We start from the raw sequence: 23,451 nt of genomic DNA on the forward strand, positions 1-23,451 counted from the left end.
TAGTGGTGTTCTCTTTTATTTTCTACTTTCGTTTTTTGTTTCTCAAATAACGTTTGCGCATGATCTCCTTTGCAAAAATTGGTTGAATGGAAAAGAAGACCCGAGTAATGAGAATCAATCCTTGGATAGTCAAGGTGTGAAAGGGGTTTGTAAAGATTTCTTTCCAACATTTGGTGAGAGGGAAAAGTTAGAAAGAAGCAATACAGATCCATTTGAAGCAAGATATGTTGTTACGAGGCAATATTGTTGGGCTAGATTTATTTTTGATAGTGAGCTAAGATGCGGCGCTCCAAGAATGGTGGGGTTTTTTCAGTTCTCCTGGGACCCACCTGCTTATACTCTCTGGGGAGACACAAAGACAGGCTCTGTCGGAATAGAAAGTACGAAGGATTGCTCTTCAGATAAGAATGATATTAACATATACGGTATCTTTAATAAAGCAAGAGTGTGTAGCTTTGGCCCTGGAGCTGAGTACGCACACGGTGGAAAAAATAATACAAATAGAACTAAGGTATGCGCATACTATGTTTCTTCTTTTGGTGGAATAATAGGTCGTGGATCTTTTGAAAACGGTCTAATTGGTTGTGTTGATGCTCCATTAATGCCAGGTCCTCCAACATTTAACAGTGTATTATCACCATCTTCTGAACCATATGTTGATACATCAATCAGCATCAAGGAATTAATAGCGCTTGGAAGCTCTTTTGAGCAACCAGTTATAAGAATGATGACAACTAGGAATAGTACGCAAATAGGAGAAAAAACATCTGACAACATATTAATTAAGTATAAGTTTGATGGTGATACCTCAGATGGTGGAACGCCTTCCATTCCTCAATGCGCTTCATTTCCTGACTTATCAACCCTTAAATACTGTGCAAAGGTAGCTCCAGATCAACCTGGCAAAGTATGTGCATGCGCTGAGCCTGACTGCAAAGATAATGTGTTTTTAGGGTGTGTCCCGAGGCCTACTCCTGCGCAATCAAATGTTGCAATTGTTCCAGAGTATATAGCAGATAGCGACGATTTAGAGAATCTATATCCAGCCATTAACTTGATATTCGCAAGAGCTCACGGCAGCATCCCTATTATGAGAGATCAAGATAACAGTGAAGTATATCAAGGAAAGGATGGCAATTTTTATAAGCTTGATTCAAATGGCACACAAACACAAAATCAAGCAAACCCTTACCCGAATCCCAAACAACCATTTAAATATGATAGATTACCGCTATCTAAAGAAGATTCTCCAATCATAATAAGAGAATATTATAAAAAACAGTTTGAAGAGAAAAATCCAGATGGCTCAAGTGTCATAAATGAGCTGCTTTCTCGTGATGAAAAAGGATTATATGGGATGCAGTTCAACGTAATAATTCCGAAATTTGATAGTGAAGGTGAAGTAGAAAAAATTAAAGTTTTAACCGCTCAAGCTAGAAGTCAGGAAGGAGGGGATAAGTGCACTGTGTGTACTACTGAATCCCCTGACTCTGATTATCCAGAGTATATTGTTCCATCTGGTATACGCGACGTTAGTCTTTGCTGCTCACCTTCTATTCCTCCAAAAGATCAATTGAACAAGTGCATTGTACCCAACTATTCCACTCAAACATGTATTGATAAATCAGGGACGCTGCCAGAAAGAGATCAAGATGCTGAGAGAGCGGTATGTCCTGGTATATACGGTGGTGTAGAAGGTGATACTGTTGATAAGATTTGCCTTGTAAATCAGTCAGACAACTGGGATGAAGCAATGCCAAAGCCGCTCTGCGTTCTAATACCACAGAAATGCGACGCAATTAATTCTCCGACTGAAAGCAGTGGTTATACCACTTGGGCAGTAGCAGACAAGGGAGAAGTGCAAACTGGAGCGTGTGATGCTGAATACGGCGTAGTTGAGCAAATGGAGATCGCTTTTAAAATTAAAGATGGAACACTTTCTTCAACCGAAGCAATAAAGGCACAAGAGGAATTTGTCAAATTTCGTGATGCATATGAAAGCGCTAAAGGAAAAGCTAAGTTAGAAAATCGCAATGTACAGCCTGGCGAACTTCCGCAAACACAGTACTTAACTATAACGCAAAATACCCTGAAACCTCAGCGCACTTGCAAAGGCTCTATATTTAGTCAAGTTACTAACCCTTGTGTTTATACAAATGGCTGTCCTTCTATTACTAAAGCAGCTCCTATTACCGGAAATACAACATGGGCAGATAGCTCTTCTGCTTACAAACAAAACAAAGGAAAATATACACAAGATCCAAGTTCTGGAATCGGAACAAATCAAACCTCTGTTACAAGCACCTGCAAAGAGCCATATCCTGAGAAGTCAAGTACATCAGACCCAACTAGAATATGCACTACACGCTATCAAGGCGATGCAGGAAGTGGAACATTGATTAACCAGTTTTGGAGAAAAGCTGATAATATATGCAAAAAGAAAACACCAGATTCTCAAGATTAATGCGCTTCGCTCATATCAAAATCCACGCGAAAACAATATATAGTACGCGCGCCAAAAGTTTCAGAGGCTGTATGAAATGGCGCTCTGAGCGTCAAAATAGCGCTTTAAATGCTTTAAATCCGCAAGGAAATGTTATAAACTTACGGATTTTTTTGAAAGTAGATTTATAGCATAGTGCCACTAATATATCCGAAAATTAGCACTGGAGCCTCAGCTTCATTTGTTTTGCATTGTAATAGTAACCGATTTTCACACTGCACTTTATGCTTCATCTTGCGCTTTATACAAATTCAGCAGACCACCTTTTGTTTCAAAAATTAACCAAACACGCTCAAAAATAATACACATAGCTGAATTTGCCATAACATTTGATGATGTAACTATAGGATCCAGTATCACATTAAATGCTATTATTATTGCCGTCATCTCTTCATTGAAACCTAAATAGCGCTGATATATAGGTAACATTATAAAAATAGCCCCTCCCATCACTGCAGCAGTAGTAAATCTACTAACTATAAATATAGATAAAAACGCAATAAATGTTTGCAATGATGGAATATCTCCAGTAAAAAAAGCCACCAATATACAACATAGAAATACGTTAATAAAACAGTCACCTATTTGTTGTATGTTAGTAGTTGCTGGTATAATCATTGACGCAAAATCTTTATTCTTTAAATTTTGCTCTGTCACGCTAATCGTGACTGGCATGGTTGCTGCACTAGACATAGAAGAAAATGCTATAATGCCGGCAGGAAGCGCTGTTTTAAAACATTTCAATGCTCTAGAAAAAGAGAATCTTGCTGCAACAAGGTATAGAAACAGGACATAAACTAAAAGTCCAACTATCATTATTATAATAGCTTGGCTACCTTGCATAACAAGCTGCATTGCATTTCCTGATCTTATAAATTTAATAAACAATCCTAAAACTAGAAACGGAACCAGTCTTACAAAAACCCTGCTGAAGATTAGCGTAACAAAATTTTTCAGACTCTGCATATTATCCTCAAGTGTCTTGATACCTATATGAGGGAATATTAATCCAAATACTACGCCAATTATTGTACCGTATTCAACTCTCCAAAACCAAGGAATCATACCTGATATGGAAAAAATTGGTAATAAAGTGACTTCTTGTACTTCAATCATAGAAGCGCTGTAGAAACGAGCACCAAAGACGCTCAGCCCATATGCTGCAAACGAAGCAAAACTATTAGAAATAGCTTCAAACAACACGAGTAATATCACCATCAGCCATCCCTGAGATTTAAAATGGTTCAGCGTGGTTGATATATAAACAAAAATGGCAATCGGTAGAAAAGCCATTAATAGATCTTTGATTAATATACTCAGTGTATAAAGAGCACTTATAAAGCAATTAGGAATGACTTTTTCGAGTAATAATGCTGTGATCAGTATAAGAAACAACTGAAATGGAACATTCTTTGAAAGAGTTTTTATACTCATGAATATATGAATATTAATTTATGTTTGTGCAACGACAATTTTACTCTAATGTCTTTACTGCAATATGAAAAGTCTGCAAATTATTAATCCACGAATTAAACTTCTTCAATAGACTTCTTCTTCAAACTCGATTCCAGTGAGACAAGTGCAAGGAGCACAGTATACAAGAAGTATATGAGCACCTGAAGGCCAAGATGCGACGAAGCAATTAGCCACCGAAACAAGCGTTTGAAGAAGTCTAATGTAAAACTATACAAAGATTGTAGTATCAATTTTTGTGGAGAAGTTAAATGTGCAAAAATTAGCCTTTAGGACTACCCTGCGCTAATTTTTGTATATATTATTACTCATGTGCCTAAGCAAACACTGCTTTCACAAAAGCCGTAAGTTTTTTGCGTTTGTTATAACATTTTCTTACGAATTTAAAGCGCTATTTTGACCCTCGTGGCAGTATTTCATGCGCGCTTCCGAGATTTTTGGCGCGTACCAATTAATGTTGCAGACACTATACATCATTAAATACAGACTTTAGGATTCTACCTCCAAATTCTAGCCCTACCATATCTATTCCATGCCCAAGAGCTCTACAAGTAAGAGTGTGCAGCCTAGCGCCAGATTTGACTAACAAAATAGCACTTCTTTGCATAGATTCAATTTGTACGACATCATCATCCTTTCCATGTATAAGTACTATATCTTGAATAGAGTTTACCCCAGTAAATGAATCTATATTGGAATTTTCACCTTGTATTAAAAGTCCAGAATAACAAAGCAATACCCTAGGACTTTCCTTCATATTTAACCCTGTGTGCAGAGCCATCATACCACCTTGTGAAAATCCTAAAATAACAGTTTGCTTTGCAGAAAGACTAAACCTTTTCATTTGCTCTAAAATAAATGGTTCAAGTATTTTCATAGCTGTATTTGCGCCATTTAACATTGCTTCCTGAGATCTATTAACTAGACTAAACCATTGGTATGCATCATATTCTGGTGCATTTTCAAAACGCTGACATGCATTAGGAGATATAAAATGAGCATTAGGTAGATATTTACTAATCTCAGGCGCTATATTTATCAAATCATCTTTATTTGACCCATAGCCGTGCAATAATATTACCAGTTGTTTAGGATTTCCTGGGCCACTTGCACTAAATTCTCTAAATTCTAACATTTCTGGCGACCTAAAACTTTTCTATTTTCATTTGTAAATTTTTGAAATGCTCAGAATTTCTATATATCAGTAGAATTTATAATTTGCAAAGGTTCAGTTCGAACTGGTAGTTCCTTAGTGATTATTTTATATATATAGAACATCAATAACGTTAAACACAAAAAGTAAAGTGGCATTGGAATTAACGTGCCATTGTGCAAAGCCCCCATAATAAAAGTGCAAAGCGATATTAGCATATAGTATATGAAGTTAAATATACTAGAAGCCGTACCTATGCACTTTGTATAATCAGCAAGACCAAGTGATAGTGCATTACCGACAACCATTGTAGCACCGACTCTTAAAATCATTTGACTGATTATTATGATGCGAATCAAAACACTTTCAGAAAGTGTTGAATTAAAATGATATATCATTATAAACACCGTGAAGCATATAGTGCTAAATACCATCACTAAAATTCCATACTTCATAATCTTAATCTGTGGTATTAATCCTTGCAGTCTATTGGAAATTAATCCACCCAACATTGCACTTACCGCAATCATAGTAAAACTAAACCCATATTGACTTGGTGAAAGCCCAAGAAGTTTGATTAAATAAAATGCACCTTCCGCAAAATAACTAAATAATATACCATTACATATTCCGATTATGACTGCAAAGCCAAGAACTTTTCTGTCTTGCCGCATTTGTAACATAACACCAGTGATAGGTATATTTTTTCTATTATCTTTTGTTAATGTTTCTGGCAGCATGATTATGACAAAAATCGCTGCAAGAACCCCAAACGCAGAAAGAACTATAAATATACTGTGCCATGTATCATGTTCTGCAATAATACCGCCAGTAAGCGGGCCAATTGCAGGAAATATCGAAAGTGCAACTCCTATTATTGAATAAACTTTACCAAGTTTTGCTCCTGTAAACGCATCTCTACAAATAGCCTGCCCCAGAACACTACCAGCACTGCCACCAAACGCTTGTATAAATCTGCTAATCATTAGTTCGGTTATTGAATAAGAATAATAACAAAAAATACAGCCAAGAATAAAAAATATAAGTCCAGATAAAAGAGAATTTTTTCTTCCAATTCTATCAGATAAATGGCCCCAGAAAAACGTTCCAATTGCAAAACCTATCAAATAAATTGTGAGAGTAAATTCAACTATAGGAGGCGTTGAGTTAAGTTCAATTGCTATATTTGGAAGCGAAGGTGTGTAAATAGTCTCAGCAAAAAGTGGCAATCCAATCACCAGCACTATTATCCATAGAGGAAAAGAGAGAGTTTTAAACATATCTTTATTTTTCATACAGAAATTAAAAACACACCAAATCAATTGCAAAAACATTGCAAAATAAAATCTTGGCTATACTAATTTAACTCAAGTTACCGATTCATAACTAAAAGTGTATGGTAAATTTCTCATCAATATCAAGAAGTATATGACACTTAAGCAGTAGAACTCTTTCGAAACTCTACTTCCTTTGTGAGAACTGGTGCGTTGATCTCGTGGCTTCAGATCCTCAAATGTATATCAAATACACTCCGGTCCTTCCTTGCGCCTAAATCTCCTGCCATTTCTCTGCCAGAAGCTAGTTTCGAAAGAGGTCTAGTGACTTATAAAATATCAACTCTGCAAAAATCGTTGAATTTTATATTTCGAAAATTTCGAATATAGGTATTAGTCGCCTGCGTCATAACTCTAAGGAACATAGAAGTTATCTTGGCCTGCAAGCAATTACGAAATTACGATGCACCGAAAGTCCAATAGAAAAAATGGCAAAATTGCCAAAAATCTTATGGATTTTGTGAACGTAGTATTTGCTAGGTATATGACAAATTATATAGCTAAAGCAGTATAAAATAAGAGCGCACTTAATTTTTCTAACAAGACGAAGCTAGTACGCACCCGCGCCAAAAATCTCAGAAGCTGTATAAAATGCTGCCCCGAGTGTCAAAGTGGTGTTTTAAATCCGTAAGAAAATGTTATAATAAGCGCAAAAAACTTACGGATTTTGTGAACGTAGTATTTGCTAGGTATAGGAGAATTAATATATCCGCAAATTAGCGCATGGCAGCTCTAAAGGCTAATTTTTGTACATTTAACTTCTACGCAAATCAATTTTTGGCAGGTAGACAAGCTAAAGTGTTCTGTGATTTGTGGAACTTGGTATAAGATACATATGGAGTGGAAAAAACCTGTGCTAAGTACTATTTACACAATGACTTAGTTAACAAGACCATCATCAGGTGATTCTGCAAAACCGCTAAAATCACTGGTGTTCCCGGCAGGAATTGAACCTGCGACCTTCGGATTAGGAATCCAACGCTCTATCCTGCTGAGCTACGGGAACTCTTTTTCTGGTAAGAGTACTTTTACTACTTCCATGTCATTGTAGTCAATAGTTGGTTTGATTATCATATCACCATTTTTACTTACCACAGAACCAACATAAAGCCCATAAGGTATTAAACTACCTTCACCAGAAGTAAATACTATATCATTTTCCATGATATTATTGTTTGATTGCTCAACATAAAGCATTTTCATTGTACCATTTTCTGCATTGCCTATGGCAATACATGAAATTTTGCTATGAAAAAGCCTAACAGGAATCTTAGAACTACCATTAGTAAACAGCAAAACTCTAGCAGATCTTTTGGAAACACTTATTACTCTACCTATAGCACCAAATCCACTTAACACTGGGTAACCATCTTTGATACCATCTTCAGTACCAGCATTTATCATAATAGTTGTTCCAAGTTCATCTAAGGCTGCACTCACAACTCTAGCTGAAATATATCTGTAATTTATATATCCAGTATAATTTAATAAATCTTTTAATTGCTGATTTTCAAGTTCCAACTTTGCTATAGTATTTAGCATTTCAGAAGCTTTAGTATTTGCTAGCTTAAGATCCTTATTTTCTGCCAATACTTCGTCGTATAATCTAAAATCATCTAACTTCGATTTAGCCCAATGAAACGGAGACGATACAGCGCTATAAAAACCACTAACTGTATCTTCAGAGATAAAAGATAGATCTTTAACACTATAAGAATTGAAAAATAATGAAAGTAGACTGCAAATAATTATAGCAACAACTGCACGAAATCGTGTTATGAATACACAAAAATCACTAACGTTATGAAAGACTGTTTCTGCTCTACTACTACGTTGCTTATTCCTCATAACTTATAATACCATATACTTATAAATCCATTTTTATTCACAAATAAGTGGAGAAAACTGCACTGCTTTAACATATAGAGTGCATTAATTAAAAATCAATGCAAATAAAAAACCACTTAGAAATTGGCACCTTACAACAATGCTCCATTAGTTCTTCCTAGCTCTTTTTGAAACCTAACTTCGTACATATAATAAATATAACTCCTAATTTATCAGAGATATACGATCGATACTTGAACAATAATTCTATAGAATTCAAGCAAACCTATGCCTAGCAGCTTTAAGTTTCTCAAATGCGTCACCTGCATGATATGAAGAACGCGTTAGTGGACTAGCAGACACCATATGAAACCCTTTTGCTCTAGCCATCTTTTCGTAATATAAGAATTCTTCCGGCAGCACATAACGCGCTACTTCAGCATGCTTAGGTGTTGGCTGCAGATATTGCCCTATAGTCAAAAAATCCACATCTGCAGCTCTTAAATCATCCATAACCTGCAGAACTTCCGTATCATCCTCTCCAAGACCAACCATCAAACCAGATTTGGTAAAAACATCTTTATCTATTGCCTTTGCTTTATATAGTATATTCAGCGAATGAAAATATCTAGCACCTGGTCTAATTTTCGTATATAAAGACGGAACTGTTTCTATATTATGATTAAAAACATCAGGCTTTGCCTTGATTACAATCTCAAGTGCCCCCTCCTTGCGCAAGAAATCAGGCGTCAAAACTTCAACTGTTGTTTCCGCACTACGTTTTTTGATTTGTGATATACACTCCGCAAAATGCGTAGCGCCACCATCTTCCAAATCATCTCTATCAACAGAAGTTATTACAACATGCTTCAAACCAAGCTCAGCTACTGCAAACGCAACTCTCTCAGGTTCATGCGGATCTAATTTATCAGGTAAACCAGTTGCAACGTTACAAAATCTACAAGCTCTAGTACAGACGCTCCCTAATATCATGAATGTAGCATGTTTTTTCTCCCAACATTCCCCTATGTTAGGACATGCAGCTTCCTGACAAACTGTATTTAGATTATTTTTCTTAACCAGATCTCTAGTCGCTAAGTACTCAGAGCTCACAGGCGCCTTAACTTTGATCCAATCTGGTTTTCTTAACTTTGCGCACATATCAGCTGCATTATATTAGTTTGAATGTCATTATAAAGCTATATAGCCCAGATTTATTCCAAAAACTAGTAATAATCGCAAACGTCAAATTACAATAGACTTCTTCTTAAAACGCTTGTTCCAGTTTAGGCAAGTGCAAGTAGCATACGAAAGCGAGTGGAACACAGTATACAAGAAATACATGAGCATCCTAAAAACAAAAGATGTGACAAAGCAATTAGCCACTGGAGCAAACGTTTGAAGCAGAACTCTAATCCTGATTTTCAATGTTATACCAAATCCCACAAATAACAGCATATAACCGCTGTGTATTTTGTTAGAAAATTTAAGATTAGATTTAAGTGATCTGTATTAGAAGTAAAGCTAAGAAGAGCACGCTTAAATTTTCTACAAAGACGAAGCTAAAGTGTTCTGTTATTTAGGGTATTTTGTATTAGACTTCAAAAAGAGCCAGGAAAAATTCAGGCGCAAGGAGTTTATAATGAAATACATAAGGAATATTCTGGATAACAGCCAATTTTGAAGCATGACAAGCAGCAAAGTGCCATAAGAGACACAAAGCACTATAAATAAGAAAAAATTTGTGAAGTCAAATCTCTGAAAAAAGTAATAGAAAATGTTCATACTGCTGCAAGCAAATATAAACTCACAAGTAGCAAAAAGACCAACCTAAATAAATCTAAGTATCAACAATAAACAAAACAACCTGAAGCGGTTGAACAACCGCTATACAATGACTTATCAAGCAGGAATGATAGATATAAAAGATCTATCTCTTTCACCTCTATGAAACTTAACATATCCAGGAACAACAGCAAAAATAGTGTGGTCACGTCCCATACCAACATTTTGCCCAGGATGAAACTTTGTTCCGCGCTGACGCACTATAATGCTGCCAGGAGTCACAAGCTCTCCACCAAATTTTTTTACGCCTAACCTGCGTCCGGCTGAGTCTCTACCATTTCTTGAACTACCACCGGCTTTCTTGGTTGCCATACTATTACCTCAATATATTTAACTATCTATACAATGATTTCCTTTACCCTAAGCACAGTAATCTGCTGACGGTGGCCGCGTTTTCTACGATAATTGTGTCTACGCTTCTTCTTGAAGACTATCACCTTATCAGTCTTATCATGCGCTATAACCTCAGCCATCACTTTAGCTCCATCTAAATAAGGCTGACCAATTTTAGTACCGACTGCCATAACCTCACCTAGCTGCACCACTTCTCCTGGCTCGCTGTACATTTTTTCAACTTTCACTACACTGCCTGACTTAACGCGATACTGTTTTCCACCACTCTCTACTACAGCAAACATAAAATTAATCTCTAAAAATCATTTAACAAACGCCCCAAAATGGTTCGCAAGAAAAATCTAGAACACAAACTGGCCTATAAAAAGCGCATTTCAAAACAAAAAACCATGGAATCAAAATAAATTAAGCAACTGCTGCCCAACATTTGAAATAAGACAGCCACCATAAAACTCCACCGTCGCGCCAAGATTAGGATAATATACAACTTGTGCATTTGTGTCAAATACTAGTTCTCTTCTGATAATCAGCTCATATTAACAAAAGTTAGCTAATATTTTGCTGCATCCAGAAAATACCCTTTGAGTAAGAAAAACAAATTTGTTATCATGCTTATGCTTTTTAAGTATTACCTTATATTTACATATTGTAATTTGCGCTTAGTATACAACATGTATATTTTGTGAATACTTTAAATAACTGGATATCAAACAAAAATTCACGTGCATCACCTTCTTTGCGCTTCTTATGTGAAAAACGTTGCTCTGCTATCTTAGCATGGATGTATCACAGCTTAAGAACGTTTTTGCCTTTTTGGTGCGCTATTTTACTAGCGTTAATTATGGCTTTGCACTGGAAAAAACCAAAAATTAGGATAATTAAAAATATGAGCGAATATAGCCCAAATTTTACCATGAGACAGCTTTTAGAAGCTGGAGTTCACTATGGTCATAAGAAAAACTTTTGGAATCCCAAAATGGCGCAGTACATATATGGGGTAAGAAGTGGTATACATATAATAGATCTAGAACAAACATATAAATTGCTTGCAAAGGCACTTGAAAATTTACAAAATGTTGCAGCACAGAATGGAAGAATTCTATTTGTTGGAACAAAAAAACAGGGTAGTGACACAGTAGCAGAACATGCAAAAAGATGTGGTCAATATTACGTAAATTACCGCTGGCTTCCAGGCATGCTTACAAATCGTGCAACAATTCAGAATTCCATCAATAAACTCAAAGAGTATGAAGGAATGCTGAATGATCCAAGTTCTCTATTATTAAAGAAAGAAAAACTGGAGTTATCAAGAAAACATCAAAAGCTTGAGCTTGCACTTGGTGGTATACGTAATTTAGGCGGATTACCAAATTTAATTTTTGCACTTGATACCAGAGAGAATGATATCGCAATACAAGAAGCAAAAAAGCTGAAGATTCCAGTCGTTGCCATAGTAGATACTAATGCGCAATTTGATGGTGTTGATTATATAATCCCTGGAAATGATGATGCAAGAAAATCCATAGAGCTTTATTGTAAACTTGCCGCTGATGCGATATTGCAGGGCGTACAGATCAGTCTCGCCAAATCCGGTGTTGATATAGGCGCTATGAGTGAAACTGAGTTTGTTGCGCCACAAGCTAATGCAAAACCTATAAAAAATACTGATGCAAACTCAGAGCAAGATAGTATACCCGAAGATAAATAAGCTATAGCGCATAAATCTAGTTTTTGCTGCGTAGTTTCTTTTTAAAGTGTATGCTGCACAAAGCTAGAGCGCATAGGTTATTTCATTCTCTGCTATAGACCTGTGTTAAGCTAGTAATAATAAAATAATTTATGAGAGTATGAAGTGGTGATAAGTGCTGAAAGTGTAAAAGCGCTACGTGAAAAAACTGGCGCCGGAATGATGGATTGTAAATCTGCCTTGACTCAGTGTGATGGTGATGTAAATGCTGCTATAGATTTTCTACGTGCAAAAGGACTTGCAAATGCTGAGAAAAAAGCAGATAGAGTTGCTGCTCAAGGACTTGTATCAATTTCTGTGCACAAAGATGGGAGTATGGCTTCTATAATTGAGCTAAATTCAGAAACAGATTTTGTAGCAAAAAATGATAAATTCCAAAGTTTAGCTGCCAATCTATCAAATATCGCTCTTGAATCTGGCGAACAAGACATTACAAAGTTTTGTGATATGCAATACGACAGCAATGTAAAAGTGAAAGATGCAATAGTTGAAGGAATCGCCGTCATAGGTGAAAATATCAATTTACGCAGAATAGATGTACTTAAGGTAGATGGAGTTGTTGCAAGCTATGTTCACAGCGCAGTTGCAAATGGCATGGGAAAAATAGGCGTGGTAATTGCTATAGAATCAACAGGTCAGCATACAAAAATTGCTAAGCTTGGAAAAGAACTTGCAATGCAAGTTGCCGCATATAGGCCAATTGCTATTGCTATAGATGGCGTAAACAAGTCGCTTATAGAACGTGAGACATCTGTACTTAAGGAAAGACTTATAAATATCACACATGAATCTGGTGGTACAAAAAAAATAGATGAAGCAAAATTTCTTCAAGGTGGACTTGCGAAGTTTTACTCTGAAGCTGTACTCATGGAACAAATTTTCCTGCTTGATAGTAAGAAAAAAGTCTCAACAGTAATTAATGAGCTTGAGAAAGAAATTGGAGCAACAATCAAGATAACAAAAGTTATCCGTTATCAAGTCGGTGAGGAAGATACCTCCTGCAGCACAATAGTTGCTTAAGTGTTATATCTAGATTAAAAGTGCGTGCCTCGTATTTCACTCTATGTGCATTTATGTCATGTTGTTGTGTTTATTTAAATTGTAGCGCGCATTTATAATATAGCAAAGGAAGTTGATGGTATGATAGACTTGATATATGATTTTCAATTTTAAAGTAAAAATTGGCCTTTTAATTCACAGTTTTCAAGCTCTTCAGTACACTAAAAATTTCACTTTAAATATATGGCACTGCCCCCACACTGCTTGTGTGAAGATTTTTGAGCATGATTTTTTAGAGTACCAGTTAATTTCTGAGTCAAATATTATATATATTCGCAAAAAAAATTAACGAAGCAATCTGGAAAATTAGATAAAAAATGCTTACACAATAACTTAGCTAATGGTGCCATATACATAATACACACCAACTTTGCATTTACCTTGCGGGATTGCCATATCAATGCTTGCGCTTTATAACTTCATACGTCTAAAGATTATACATAGAGTAGAGACTTCTGGAATTTAGCACTAAACATATAGATAATAAGAGAAAGCTTAGCTTCATATTTTGCATTATCAGCTCAACTAGAATGAAACAAGTACACAATACTCAATTTCATTTGGTTATTAATTAAGAGATCGGCACATTACTATGTCGATTTTAGTGAATAAATATCTATCTATTTTTGAGACTGCAGAATCTTCTTTCACTTATAAGGTAAGAATGTCATTTATGTCTTTAACATCTAATTACCGTAATAAAAAACAAACTCTAAAAACGTCAAAAGGACGTACTAATTCCTCTGCAAATTGGCTGAGAAGAAATATAAATGACCCTTATATAGCACTTGCAAAAAAATCTGGTTATCGCTCTCGCGCAGCATTTAAATTAATTGAGATCGACGAGAAATTCAAACTCCTATCTTCTGCTCGAAATATTTTAGACTTAGGCTCAGCTCCTGGAAGTTGGTTGCAAATTCTATCGTCTTCCGCAAAAAAAGACTCTAGAATAATTGGAGTGGATTTAAAAGCAGTTGAAGATATCAGTGGCATAGATTGCATTATCGGAGACTTCACAGACCAAACTGTTATAGAAGAAATCCTGCTGCGCTTTGGTGAAGCTGGTATAGATCTAATAGTCAGCGATATGGCAGCAAACGCATCAGGAGATTCAGGTATCGATGCGATAAGAAACCTCAAACTGTTAGAAATCGCTGCAAAATTTGCAATCTTAAACTTGAAAATAGGCGGTCACTTTGTAGCAAAGACTTTACTTACAGGTGGCAGAGAAAAGTCCGTAAACGATATGCTTAAATCCAATTTTGAAAAATTAAAAATCTTTAAGCCTAAATCTAGCTATAGCGATTCTAAGGAACAATATGTTATAGCATTAAAAAAGCATAATTTGATTAATTACTAATACTTATGAACAACTCTAAAAAATTGATACTTGCCTCTTCCTCTGAAGAGCGCATGCGCATGCTCACAGCATCTGGATATAAAGTCGACTCAATAGTTCCTGCTAATATAGATGAATCCGAGCTAAAAGGAGAGATGCCGAAAGCTTTGGCATTCAGGTTAGCTTTTGAAAAGGTCCAGAAAGTCTCTCAAGAATTTCCTAATGATGTTGTAATAGGAGCAGATACAGTAGTCTCAGTTGGCAGAACATCTCTGCCAAAAGCACTGCTTGAGTCCGACGCAAAACTCTGCTTAGACAAACTATCTGGAAGAAGACATGTAGTTTACACAGGTATCTGTCTCGCACATAACAGTATATTTAGAAAGAAAGTTGCAATGTCAATTGTAAAATTTAAGCACTTAACAGAGGAAGAAAAAAGTTTTTATGTAGAATCTAAAGAGTGGTATGGAAAAGCTGGTGGATATGCGATACGCGGAAAAGCCTCATCGTTTATTCAATATATAAGAGGACTTGATTCTACAATCATGGGCCTTCCAATGAGTATTGTATACAATCTACTACAAAGCTTTGGAATTAAACCATCCAATTAATTTTAGTGCTAAGTACTAACTAACCAGAGTTGGCTGATAGATAAATTTTTCTATTTAGTCGCCTGCTTCATAGTCCATCCGCCAAAAGTATGCATTTTAGCTTTTGAAACCCATTGGTACGACTTTATATTGTGTGTTTTGTTGCTTAGCTGATGCTATTTGTATCAATTTGTTGTGATTTTTTACGGCAGAATGAGAAAAATGTCTGCAAAGCGTGTAAAATGCTGTGTTTTAAGCATGCGTCCTCTATTGCCACTTTGTAGCATTTGATTTTTATATGTTGAACTTTATGTGATTAGCCAGATAGTGTGCGCTCTATCACCTTCAGATTCATGCCTATTGCTGATATAAATGGATTTTTAGCGTAACTTTCAATCGCTTTAAATACTTCCATACCTTTGAAGAATGTACTCCATCTGCCACAAATTGACTTGCTACGCAAATAAATCTTTGTGGAGAAGTTAAATGTGCAAAAATTAGCACAGGACTCGGCACTGCACTAATTTTTGGATATATTATTACTCATACACCTAAGCAAACACTGCCTTCACAACATCCGTAAGGTTTTTGTGTTTATTATAACATTTTCTTACGGATTTAAAGCACTATTTTTGCGCTCCAAGCACTATTTTATGCGCACTTTCGAGACTTTTTGACGCGCGTACAATATAACATTATCTTTTATTAATTGATAGGAAATATACTATAGAACGTAAAAATTCATAATTAAACAGAATTGAGCTCCGTATTAAAGGCCGCATATATGAGCATATGTTAAAATTTTACTATAGCTTGGCCACCAATCTTTCAAAATTTCCCCAAAAACCTCTTCATTAGATTCAAATCCAGCAGCATAAAGCAGAAAATTCTCCCGATCTTTGGTAAATATCGCAATATCATATATATATCCGCATCCACTGTTCAATAAACTTTAAAGAAGAGAAGGAATTTAAAGAGTTATTATGCGGAAGATGCCTATAATTATCCCCATTATATAGTTTTTACTTAAAAAGAGAGCTAAAGAGTTGATCAAAAGTATACTTAAAGTTATAATATTTATAGATCCATATAACCAATAAAAATTCTAAAATATCGATAAGATATGTAAATATTCTAATGATATGATTTTTTTATATAAAGGCACAGAGATGATACCAGTTATAGCGAGAGTATTAGCGCTATTTTATAAATCTACGCTTCTTTAAGTGATAATTTATAATTTTGTTTAAATATAATCCATTATTGAATGGTGAGTTATGCTGATTTTTGAATTCAAATATGTGAATATATTTTGCTATTTTTAATGATAATTAGGAGGTGAAGTGGCTTTTAGTGATGAATTAAATTACGGCCTTTTTCTTAAATTTTGTTAAATAGCAATATTTCGAAAGTTAATACTCTGCACGATAAAAAGTTTATCAGTGAATTGATAAAGCCAATTAATAGTAAATGGGCAGTAGTTATATAACTGGCTTCATGAGAAATATGAGAACTTTAGTTGCAATACTCACTAATCTGTTTCTTAAAAGCATAAATAAGCCAGTTGATAATGTAGTTATTAGAAATTTAGGTGCCGCATTCATAAGTGCACTAAGCGAGGATTTTAAGAGCATGATTTTTTAGAGCACAGAGTAAAATATTAGACCTCTTGCATAACCTATTTAAAGCTCAAAGTTATAGATACCAGCAAGTAAATTAAACCTTAAACCGAATCGTTTTCTTCTGTTCCTATAACGATCAGCGATAATTTTAAATCGTTTGATCATGCCTATGACGTTTTCATTTAAAACACGTTCACTAGACAATTGACGATTTTTCTTTTTATCTTTCCTGCTTAGTGGTCGCTTTTTTGTCTTTTTCTTTGGTAACTCTGAATTATAATGCAACTTATCAATGCCTTGATAACCAGTATCTGTAAGAACTTTAATCTCAGGGTGGATGTGAACTCCGGATTCTTTAAATAACCTGAAATCATGACGCTTGCCATTAGAAAAATTAGTGCAAATGATTTCTTTTTTCCTTTTATCCACAATAAGCTGAGTTTTTAGAGTATGTCGCCTCTTTTTTCCCGAATAAAAGTGCTTCTGTTTTTTTTAGGTCGTTCTATCGGTGTTTCAGTAGCATCAATTAACACAAGTTCGTATTCAGAATCGCTTTTGGGTCTTTCTCATTGATTGTGTAAATTTTTTAGAGCCATTAAAATCTCCCATCAAATTTGATTATAAAATGAGCCATAGCTTCATTCCAGTTAGAGATAGGCATGGTCCATTTTTTGGTAATATAATCAATCGTTAGGTATAAAACCTTGAATACCGAATCATCATTTGGGAAAACACGCTTATTTCTTGTAACTTTTCTCAACTGACTATTCAGCGATTCTATAGCATTTGTAGTGTAAATTATCTTACGGATACTCTCTGGATATTGCAGAAATATTACAAGATTCTCCCAATTATTATACCAGGATTTTGCTATATGTGGATATCGTTTACTCCATTTCTTATCAAAAGATTCTAGGGCAAGATGCGCTTCATCTTCAGTAGCAGAGCTATAAATAAGCTTTAAATCTGATGCCAATAATTTTCTGTCTTTATATGATACATACTTCAGGCTATTTCTAATTTGATGTACTATACAAAGCTGATGCTCAGTTTTGGGATAACTTGCGCATATAGCTTCAGACATACCAGTCAGGTTATCACTACAGGCAATTAATATATCTTTTAATCCTCGATTCTTCAATTCAGTAAAATTACTAAGCCAGAATTTAGATCCTTCATTAGACCTCTTGCATAACCTATTTAAAGCTCAAAGTTATAGATACCAGCAAGTAAATTAAACCTTAAACCGAATCGTTTTCTTCTGTTCCTATAACGATCAGCGATAATTTTAAATCGTTTGATCATGCCTATGACGTTTTCATTTAAAACACGTTCACTAGACAATTGACGATTTTTCTTTTTATCTTTCCTGCTTAGTGGTCGCTTTTTTGTCTTTTTCTTTGGTAACTCTGAATTATAATGCAACTTATCAATGCCTTGATAACCAGTATCTGTAAGAACTTTAATCTCAGGGTGGATGTGAACTCCGGATTCTTTAAATAACCTGAAATCATGACGCTTGCCATTAGAAAAATTAGTGCAAATGATTTCTTTTTTCCTTTTATCCACAATAAGCTGAGTTTTTAGAGTATGTCGCCTCTTTTTTCCCGAATAAAAGTGCTTCTGTTTTTTTTAGGTCGTTCTATCGGTGTTTCAGTAGCATCAATTAACACAAGTTCGTATTCAGAATCACATCTCTGCCTGCAAGGCTCTCTCCAAAATACTCTTCGTTAATTCCTTAATCAATCCATCCTGCTTCAGTACTGTCTTTAAATCCGCTCCTCCTTCTATCAGTAAGTCTATCGCTTCATTTATTTTCTTATTCTTTTCTGTCTTCATTCTAATTACCTATATTCTTTATTAATTCCAAATATAGGCTCTACTATAATTTACACAATCTTTGATAAAGACTCTCTAACCTCATCAATTACATCATCTGTAACCCTACTAATTAAACTCTCACTAACTTCTGCTCCATATAATTCTTGTAATTGGATCTTGATATCAGACAAACTCATCCCCTTGGCATACAGAGATATTATCTTTTGATCTAAACCATCTATTCTTGTTTGATTCTTGGAGACAATTACAGGTGCAAATTTACCTTCTCTATCTCGCGGAATATTTAACTCGATACTGCCATTCTCAGTAATCAAATTCTTATTATAATGACCATTCCTGCAATTCTCAGTTTCAGACCTATCATATTTGTTATAACCTAAGTGTTCAGACATTTCTGCCTGCAAGGCTCTCTCCAAAATACTCTTCGTTAATTCCTTAATCAATCCATCCTGCTTCAGTACTGTCTTTAAATCCGCTCCTCCTTCTATCAGTAAATCTATCGCTTCATTTATTTTCTTATTCTTTTCTGTCTTCATTCTAATTACCTATATTCTTTATTAATTCCAAATATAGGCTCTACTATAATTTACACAATCTTTGATAAAGACTCATGGCAATTATAATAAGCATTTGATTACTGAGAATGGTAGTATCGAGTTAAATATTCCGCGAGATAGAGAAGGTAAATTTGCACCTGTAATTGTATCCAAGAATCAAACAAGAATAGATGGTTTAGATCAAAAGATAATATCTCTGTATGCCAAGGGGATGAGTTTGTCTGATATCAAGATTCAATTACATGAATTATATGGTGCAGAAGTTAGTGAGAGTTTAATTAGTAGGGTTACAGATGATATAATTGATGAGGTTAGAATTTGGCAGAGTAGACCTCTTGAACCATTATATCCTATAGTATATTTTGATTGTTTAATAGTTAAGGTAAGGCAAGATAAACAGATAATTAATAAATCAGTATATGTTGCGCTGGGTATAGATTTACAGGGCCGGAAAGATATTTTAGGATTATGGATAAGTGAGAATGAAGGATCTAAATTCTGGCTTAGTAATTTTACTGAATTGAAGAATCGAGGATTAAAAGATATATTAGACCTCTTGCATAACCATATAAATTGATTAAAATCCTTGATTTTATCAAGGATAACATGAAGTTTGAAAACATCAAAGATGAATACGCAGAAGAGTTTCGCAGGCTTACTGGCATTAAACGAGGAACGTTTGAAGTTATACTAAGTATATTAAAAGAAGCTGAAGCTATTTTAAAGTCTCAAGGTGGAAAACCCAATAAATTGGCTTTAGAAGATCGATTACTCATGACGCTTGAGTACTTGCGTGAATACAGGACATATTTTCATATTTCCCGCAGTTATGGAATAAGTGAAAGTGCCTGTTATCGTAATATACGTTGGATTGAAGATACTCTAATTAAAGATAAACGATTTTCACTACCTGGACGTAAAGCATTACTAAAAAGCGATTCTGAATACGAACTTGTGTTAATTGATGCTACTGAAACACCGATAGAACGACCTAAAAAAAACAGAAGCACTTTTATTCGGGAAAAAAGAGGCGACATACTCTAAAAACTCAGCTTATTGTGGATAAAAGGAAAAAAGAAATCATTTGCACTAATTTTTCTAATGGCAAGCGTCATGATTTCAGGTTATTTAAAGAATCCGGAGTTCACATCCACCCTGAGATTAAAGTTCTTACAGATACTGGTTATCAAGGCATTGATAAGTTGCATTATAATTCAGAGTTACCAAAGAAAAAGACAAAAAAGCGACCACTAAGCAGGAAAGATAAAAAGAAAAATCGTCAATTGTCTAGTGAACGTGTTTTAAATGAAAACGTCATAGGCATGATCAAACGATTTAAAATTATCGCTGATCGTTATAGGAACAGAAGAAAACGATTCGGTTTAAGGTTTAATTTACTTGCTGGTATCTATAACTTTGAGCTTTAAATAGGTTATGCAAGAGGTCTATTCTCACTTATCCATAATCCTAAAATATCTTTCCGGCCCTGTAAATCTATACCCAGCGCAACATATACTGATTTATTAATTATCTGTTTATCTTGCCTTACCTTAACTATTAAACAATCAAAATATACTATAGGATATAATGGTTCAAGAGGTCTACTCTGCCAAATTCTAACCTCATCAATTACATCATCTGTAACCCTACTAATTAAACTCTCACTAACTTCTGCTCCATATAATTCTTGTAATTGGATCTTGATATCAGACAAACTCATCCCCTTGGCATACAGAGATATTATCTTTTGAGGGTCTTTATCAAAGATTGTGTAAATTATAGTAGAGCCTATATTTGGAATTAATAAAGAATATAGGTAATTAGAATGAAGACAGAAAAGAATAAGAAAATAAATGAAGCGATAGATTTACTGATAGAAGGAGGAGCGGATTTAAAGACAGTACTGAAGCAGGATGGATTGATTAAGGAATTAACGAAGAGTATTTTGGAGAGAGCCTTGCAGGCAGAAATGTCTGAACACTTAGGTTATAACAAATATGATAGGTCTGAAACTGAGAATTGCAGGAATGGTCATTATAATAAGAATTTGATTACTGAGAATGGCAGTATCGAGTTAAATATTCCGCGAGATAGAGAAGGTAAATTTGCACCTGTAATTGTCTCCAAGAATCAAACAAGAATAGATGGTTTAGATCAAAAGATAATATCTCTGTATGCCAAGGGGATGAGTTTGTCTGATATCAAGATCCAATTACAAGAATTATATGGAGCAGAAGTTAGTGAGAGTTTAATTAGTAGGGTTACAGATGATGTAATTGATGAGGTTAGAATTTGGCAGAGTAGACCTCTTGAACCATTATATCCTATAGTATATTTTGATTGTTTAATAGTTAAGGTAAGGCAAGATAAACAGATAATTAATAAATCAGTATATGTTGCGCTGGGTATAGATTTACAGGGCCGGAAAGATATTTTAGGATTATGGATAAGTGAGAATGAAGGATCTAAATTCTGGCTTAGTAATTTTACTGAATTGAAGAATCGAGGATTAAAAGATATATTAATTGCCTGTAGTGATAACCTGACTGGTATGTCTGAAGCTATATGCGCAAGTTATCCCAAAACTGAGCATCAGCTTTGTATAGTACATCAAATTAGAAATAGCCTGAAGTATGTATCATATAAAGACAGAAAATTATTGGCATCAGATTTAAAGCTTATTTATAGCTCTGCTACTGAAGATGAAGCGCATCTTGCCCTAGAATCTTTTGATAAGAAATGGAGTAAACGATATCCACATATAGCAAAATCCTGGTATAATAATTGGGAGAATCTTGTAATATTTCTGCAATATCCAGAGAGTATCCGTAAGATAATTTACACTACAAATGCTATAGAATCGCTGAATAGTCAGTTGAGAAAAGTTACAAGAAATAAGCGTGTTTTCCCAAATGATGATTCGGTATTCAAGGTTTTATACCTAACGATTGATTATATTACCAAAAAATGGACCATGCCTATCTCTAACTGGAATGAAGCTATGGCTCATTTTATAATCAAATTTGATGGGAGATTTTAATGGCTCTAAAAAATTTACACAATCAATGAGAAAGACCCAAAAGCGATTCTGAATACGAACTTGTGTTAATTGATGCTACTGAAACACCGATAGAACGACCTAAAAAAAACAGAAGCACTTTTATTCGGGAAAAAAGAGGCGACATACTCTAAAAACTCAGCTTATTGTGGATAAAAGGAAAAAAGAAATCATTTGCACTAATTTTTCTAATGGCAAGCGTCATGATTTCAGGTTATTTAAAGAATCCGGAGTTCACATCCACCCTGAGATTAAAGTTCTTACAGATACTGGTTATCAAGGCATTGATAAGTTGCATTATAATTCAGAGTTACCAAAGAAAAAGACAAAAAAGCGACCACTAAGCAGGAAAGATAAAAAGAAAAATCGTCAATTGTCTAGTGAACGTGTTTTAAATGAAAACGTCATAGGCATGATCAAACGATTTAAAATTATCGCTGATCGTTATAGGAACAGAAGAAAACGATTCGGTTTAAGGTTTAATTTACTTGCTGGTATCTATAACTTTGAGCTTTAAATAGGTTATGCAAGAGGTCTATTGATATTTTCATTTGTTAAATTACTATCAGATTTCTCTATTGCGTCTTGTGATTCCAACTCTCTATATAAATCTGTCATAATATCCTCTCATTTGTTCTACTCTAATTGTTAAAACTGGCATAACATATAAATGCAAATTACAATTGTCCATATAAAACAATGCTATATAGAGTAAAATTTTAATAGTACGATTCCATAAAAACCTTACGACGCAAGCAATAATGCATTGAACTGCAAGTACATCTTTGCTTTAGTCACAATACCAGGATCACTAATTAAATTCTCTGCATCACACATAAATAATAGCAAAAACGACAATTATTAATCTATACGAAACAATTGCTTAATATTAATGCAATACTTTAATTAATATCACATAAAAATAATCAGAGTCAAGAATTTAAAAATATATGAAATTTCAGCAAAAGCTCATTATAAATTCAATATTTTCAGCAAAGAAAAAGATATTTGCAACTGGAGGTTCGAGATCAATTATAAGTAGTATATAACTAGTAGAATAAAATTTGGCTATATGTTAAAACACTGCTAATAAAGTTGAATGGATTGCAAAAGATTAGTATTTTAAGAGAAACAAGAATTAAAAGCAC

18 protein-coding genes, 1 tRNA gene and 5 pseudogenes are annotated in these 23,451 nt (G+C 34.6%); 9 read left to right on the forward strand and 15 right to left on the reverse strand.

Annotated elements, in window-relative coordinates; genetic code table 11:
- Positions 1 to 82: 82 nt before the first annotated feature.
- Positions 83 to 2,464, forward strand: a complete 2,382-nt coding sequence (locus AACL20_RS03130) for a hypothetical protein (protein ID WP_339052600.1) — start codon at positions 83 to 85, stop codon at positions 2,462 to 2,464.
- A gap of 261 nt (positions 2,465 to 2,725) precedes the next feature.
- Here the strand turns inward: AACL20_RS03130 and AACL20_RS03135 are convergent, their stop codons facing one another.
- From AACL20_RS03135 to rplU, 8 genes are all read right to left on the reverse strand, one after another.
- On the reverse strand, positions 2,726 to 3,937 hold the full coding sequence (locus AACL20_RS03135) for a cation:dicarboxylate symporter family transporter (RefSeq protein WP_339052601.1): 1,212 nt from the start codon (positions 3,935 to 3,937) through the stop codon (positions 2,726 to 2,728).
- Positions 3,938 to 4,442: 505 nt separating this feature from the next.
- Positions 4,443 to 5,111 carry a hydrolase gene (locus AACL20_RS03140; protein ID WP_339052602.1) on the reverse strand — a complete coding sequence of 223 codons (669 nt, stop codon included), beginning with the start codon at positions 5,109 to 5,111 and terminating at the stop codon, positions 4,443 to 4,445.
- 59 nt (positions 5,112 to 5,170) lie between these two features.
- Positions 5,171 to 6,463 carry a multidrug effflux MFS transporter gene (locus AACL20_RS03145; RefSeq protein WP_339052603.1) on the reverse strand — a complete coding sequence of 431 codons (1,293 nt, stop codon included), beginning with the start codon at positions 6,461 to 6,463 and terminating at the stop codon, positions 5,171 to 5,173.
- Between the two features lie 929 nt (positions 6,464 to 7,392).
- Positions 7,393 to 7,469 (reverse strand) — tRNA-Arg (locus AACL20_RS03150).
- The gene (gene mreC / locus AACL20_RS03155; RefSeq protein WP_339052604.1) at positions 7,460 to 8,311 is read right to left on the reverse strand and encodes a rod shape-determining protein MreC; all 852 of its coding nucleotides are present in this window, start codon (positions 8,309 to 8,311) and stop codon (positions 7,460 to 7,462) included. The genes AACL20_RS03150 and mreC overlap by 10 nt, the downstream gene beginning before the upstream one ends.
- 255 nt (positions 8,312 to 8,566) lie before the next feature.
- Entirely contained in the window at positions 8,567 to 9,451 is an 885-nt protein-coding gene (lipA, locus tag AACL20_RS03160) for a lipoyl synthase (protein ID WP_339052605.1), read from the reverse strand.
- Positions 9,452 to 10,192: 741 nt separating this feature from the next.
- Positions 10,193 to 10,447, reverse strand: coding sequence for a 50S ribosomal protein L27 (rpmA, locus tag AACL20_RS03165; protein WP_339040330.1), 255 nt, complete (start codon positions 10,445 to 10,447; stop codon positions 10,193 to 10,195).
- Positions 10,448 to 10,473: 26 nt separating this feature from the next.
- A complete protein-coding gene (gene rplU / locus AACL20_RS03170) occupies positions 10,474 to 10,773 on the reverse strand; it encodes a 50S ribosomal protein L21 (protein WP_339040332.1) in 300 nt (99 codons plus the stop codon).
- 602 nt (positions 10,774 to 11,375) lie between these two features.
- On the opposite strand from rplU, the gene rpsB reads away from it, so the two are divergent.
- The 4 genes from rpsB (at position 11,376) to AACL20_RS03190 (ending at position 15,245) form a co-directional block, all read left to right on the forward strand.
- Positions 11,376 to 12,197 (forward strand): 30S ribosomal protein S2, encoded by an 822-nt coding sequence (gene rpsB / locus AACL20_RS03175; protein ID WP_410519934.1) that lies wholly within the window; start codon positions 11,376 to 11,378, stop codon positions 12,195 to 12,197.
- Between the two features lie 144 nt (positions 12,198 to 12,341).
- On the forward strand, positions 12,342 to 13,256 hold the full coding sequence (gene tsf / locus AACL20_RS03180; RefSeq protein WP_339052607.1) for a translation elongation factor Ts: 915 nt from the start codon (positions 12,342 to 12,344) through the stop codon (positions 13,254 to 13,256).
- A gap of 703 nt (positions 13,257 to 13,959) precedes the next feature.
- A complete protein-coding gene (locus AACL20_RS03185) occupies positions 13,960 to 14,655 on the forward strand; it encodes an RlmE family RNA methyltransferase (protein WP_339052608.1) in 696 nt (231 codons plus the stop codon).
- A 5-nt stretch (positions 14,656 to 14,660) separates the two neighbouring features.
- A complete protein-coding gene (locus AACL20_RS03190; protein WP_339052609.1) occupies positions 14,661 to 15,245 on the forward strand; it encodes a nucleoside triphosphate pyrophosphatase in 585 nt (194 codons plus the stop codon).
- Between the two features lie 295 nt (positions 15,246 to 15,540).
- On the opposite strand, the gene AACL20_RS03195 is transcribed toward AACL20_RS03190, so the two are convergent.
- The 6 genes and pseudogenes from AACL20_RS03195 to AACL20_RS03220 all read right to left on the reverse strand — a co-directional run bounded on the left by AACL20_RS03195 (position 15,541) and on the right by AACL20_RS03220 (position 19,224).
- Positions 15,541 to 15,687, reverse strand: a complete 147-nt coding sequence (locus AACL20_RS03195; RefSeq protein ID WP_339052610.1) for a hypothetical protein — start codon at positions 15,685 to 15,687, stop codon at positions 15,541 to 15,543.
- 1,219 nt (positions 15,688 to 16,906) lie between these two features.
- Positions 16,907 to 17,403: pseudogene (locus AACL20_RS03200) on the reverse strand (IS5 family transposase); the annotation flags it as partial.
- A 38-nt stretch (positions 17,404 to 17,441) separates the two neighbouring features.
- Positions 17,442 to 18,020 (reverse strand): annotated as a pseudogene (locus AACL20_RS03205) (IS256 family transposase); the annotation flags it as partial.
- A 26-nt stretch (positions 18,021 to 18,046) separates the two neighbouring features.
- Positions 18,047 to 18,543 (reverse strand): annotated as a pseudogene (locus AACL20_RS03210) (IS5 family transposase); the annotation flags it as partial.
- On the reverse strand, positions 18,536 to 18,685 hold the full coding sequence (locus AACL20_RS03215) for a hypothetical protein (RefSeq protein ID WP_339051793.1): 150 nt from the start codon (positions 18,683 to 18,685) through the stop codon (positions 18,536 to 18,538). The pseudogene AACL20_RS03210 and the gene AACL20_RS03215, both read right to left, overlap by 8 nt.
- 50 nt (positions 18,686 to 18,735) lie before the next feature.
- Entirely contained in the window at positions 18,736 to 19,224 is a 489-nt protein-coding gene (locus AACL20_RS03220) for a transposase (RefSeq protein ID WP_339051794.1), read from the reverse strand.
- Between the two features lie 61 nt (positions 19,225 to 19,285).
- On the opposite strand from AACL20_RS03220, the gene AACL20_RS03225 reads away from it, so the two are divergent.
- Complete coding sequence (locus tag AACL20_RS03225) at positions 19,286 to 19,822, forward strand: transposase (RefSeq protein WP_339051795.1); 537 nt, start codon at positions 19,286 to 19,288, stop codon at positions 19,820 to 19,822.
- 29 nt (positions 19,823 to 19,851) lie between these two features.
- Positions 19,852 to 20,672, forward strand: a protein-coding gene (locus tag AACL20_RS03230) for an IS5 family transposase (protein ID WP_339051669.1) whose coding sequence is annotated in 2 segments (ribosomal slippage) — positions 19,852 to 20,239 and positions 20,239 to 20,672 — 822 coding nt in all. Because the reading frame shifts where the segments join, the coding sequence is not laid out codon by codon here.
- Between the two features lie 20 nt (positions 20,673 to 20,692).
- Here AACL20_RS03230 and AACL20_RS03235 read toward each other — a convergent pair.
- Positions 20,693 to 21,019 (reverse strand): annotated as a pseudogene (locus AACL20_RS03235) (transposase); the annotation flags it as partial.
- A gap of 51 nt (positions 21,020 to 21,070) precedes the next feature.
- Here AACL20_RS03235 and AACL20_RS03240 point away from each other — a divergent pair.
- Both AACL20_RS03240 and AACL20_RS03245 read left to right on the forward strand, forming a co-directional pair.
- Positions 21,071 to 22,285, forward strand: a complete 1,215-nt coding sequence (locus AACL20_RS03240; protein WP_339051785.1) for an IS256 family transposase — start codon at positions 21,071 to 21,073, stop codon at positions 22,283 to 22,285.
- Between the two features lie 38 nt (positions 22,286 to 22,323).
- Positions 22,324 to 22,820, forward strand: a pseudogene (locus AACL20_RS03245) (IS5 family transposase); the annotation flags it as partial.
- Positions 22,821 to 23,451 lie beyond the last annotated feature (631 nt).

It is taken from the genome of Candidatus Lariskella endosymbiont of Epinotia ramella, assembly GCF_964019805.1.
GTDB lineage: Bacteria > Pseudomonadota > Alphaproteobacteria > Rickettsiales > Midichloriaceae > Lariskella.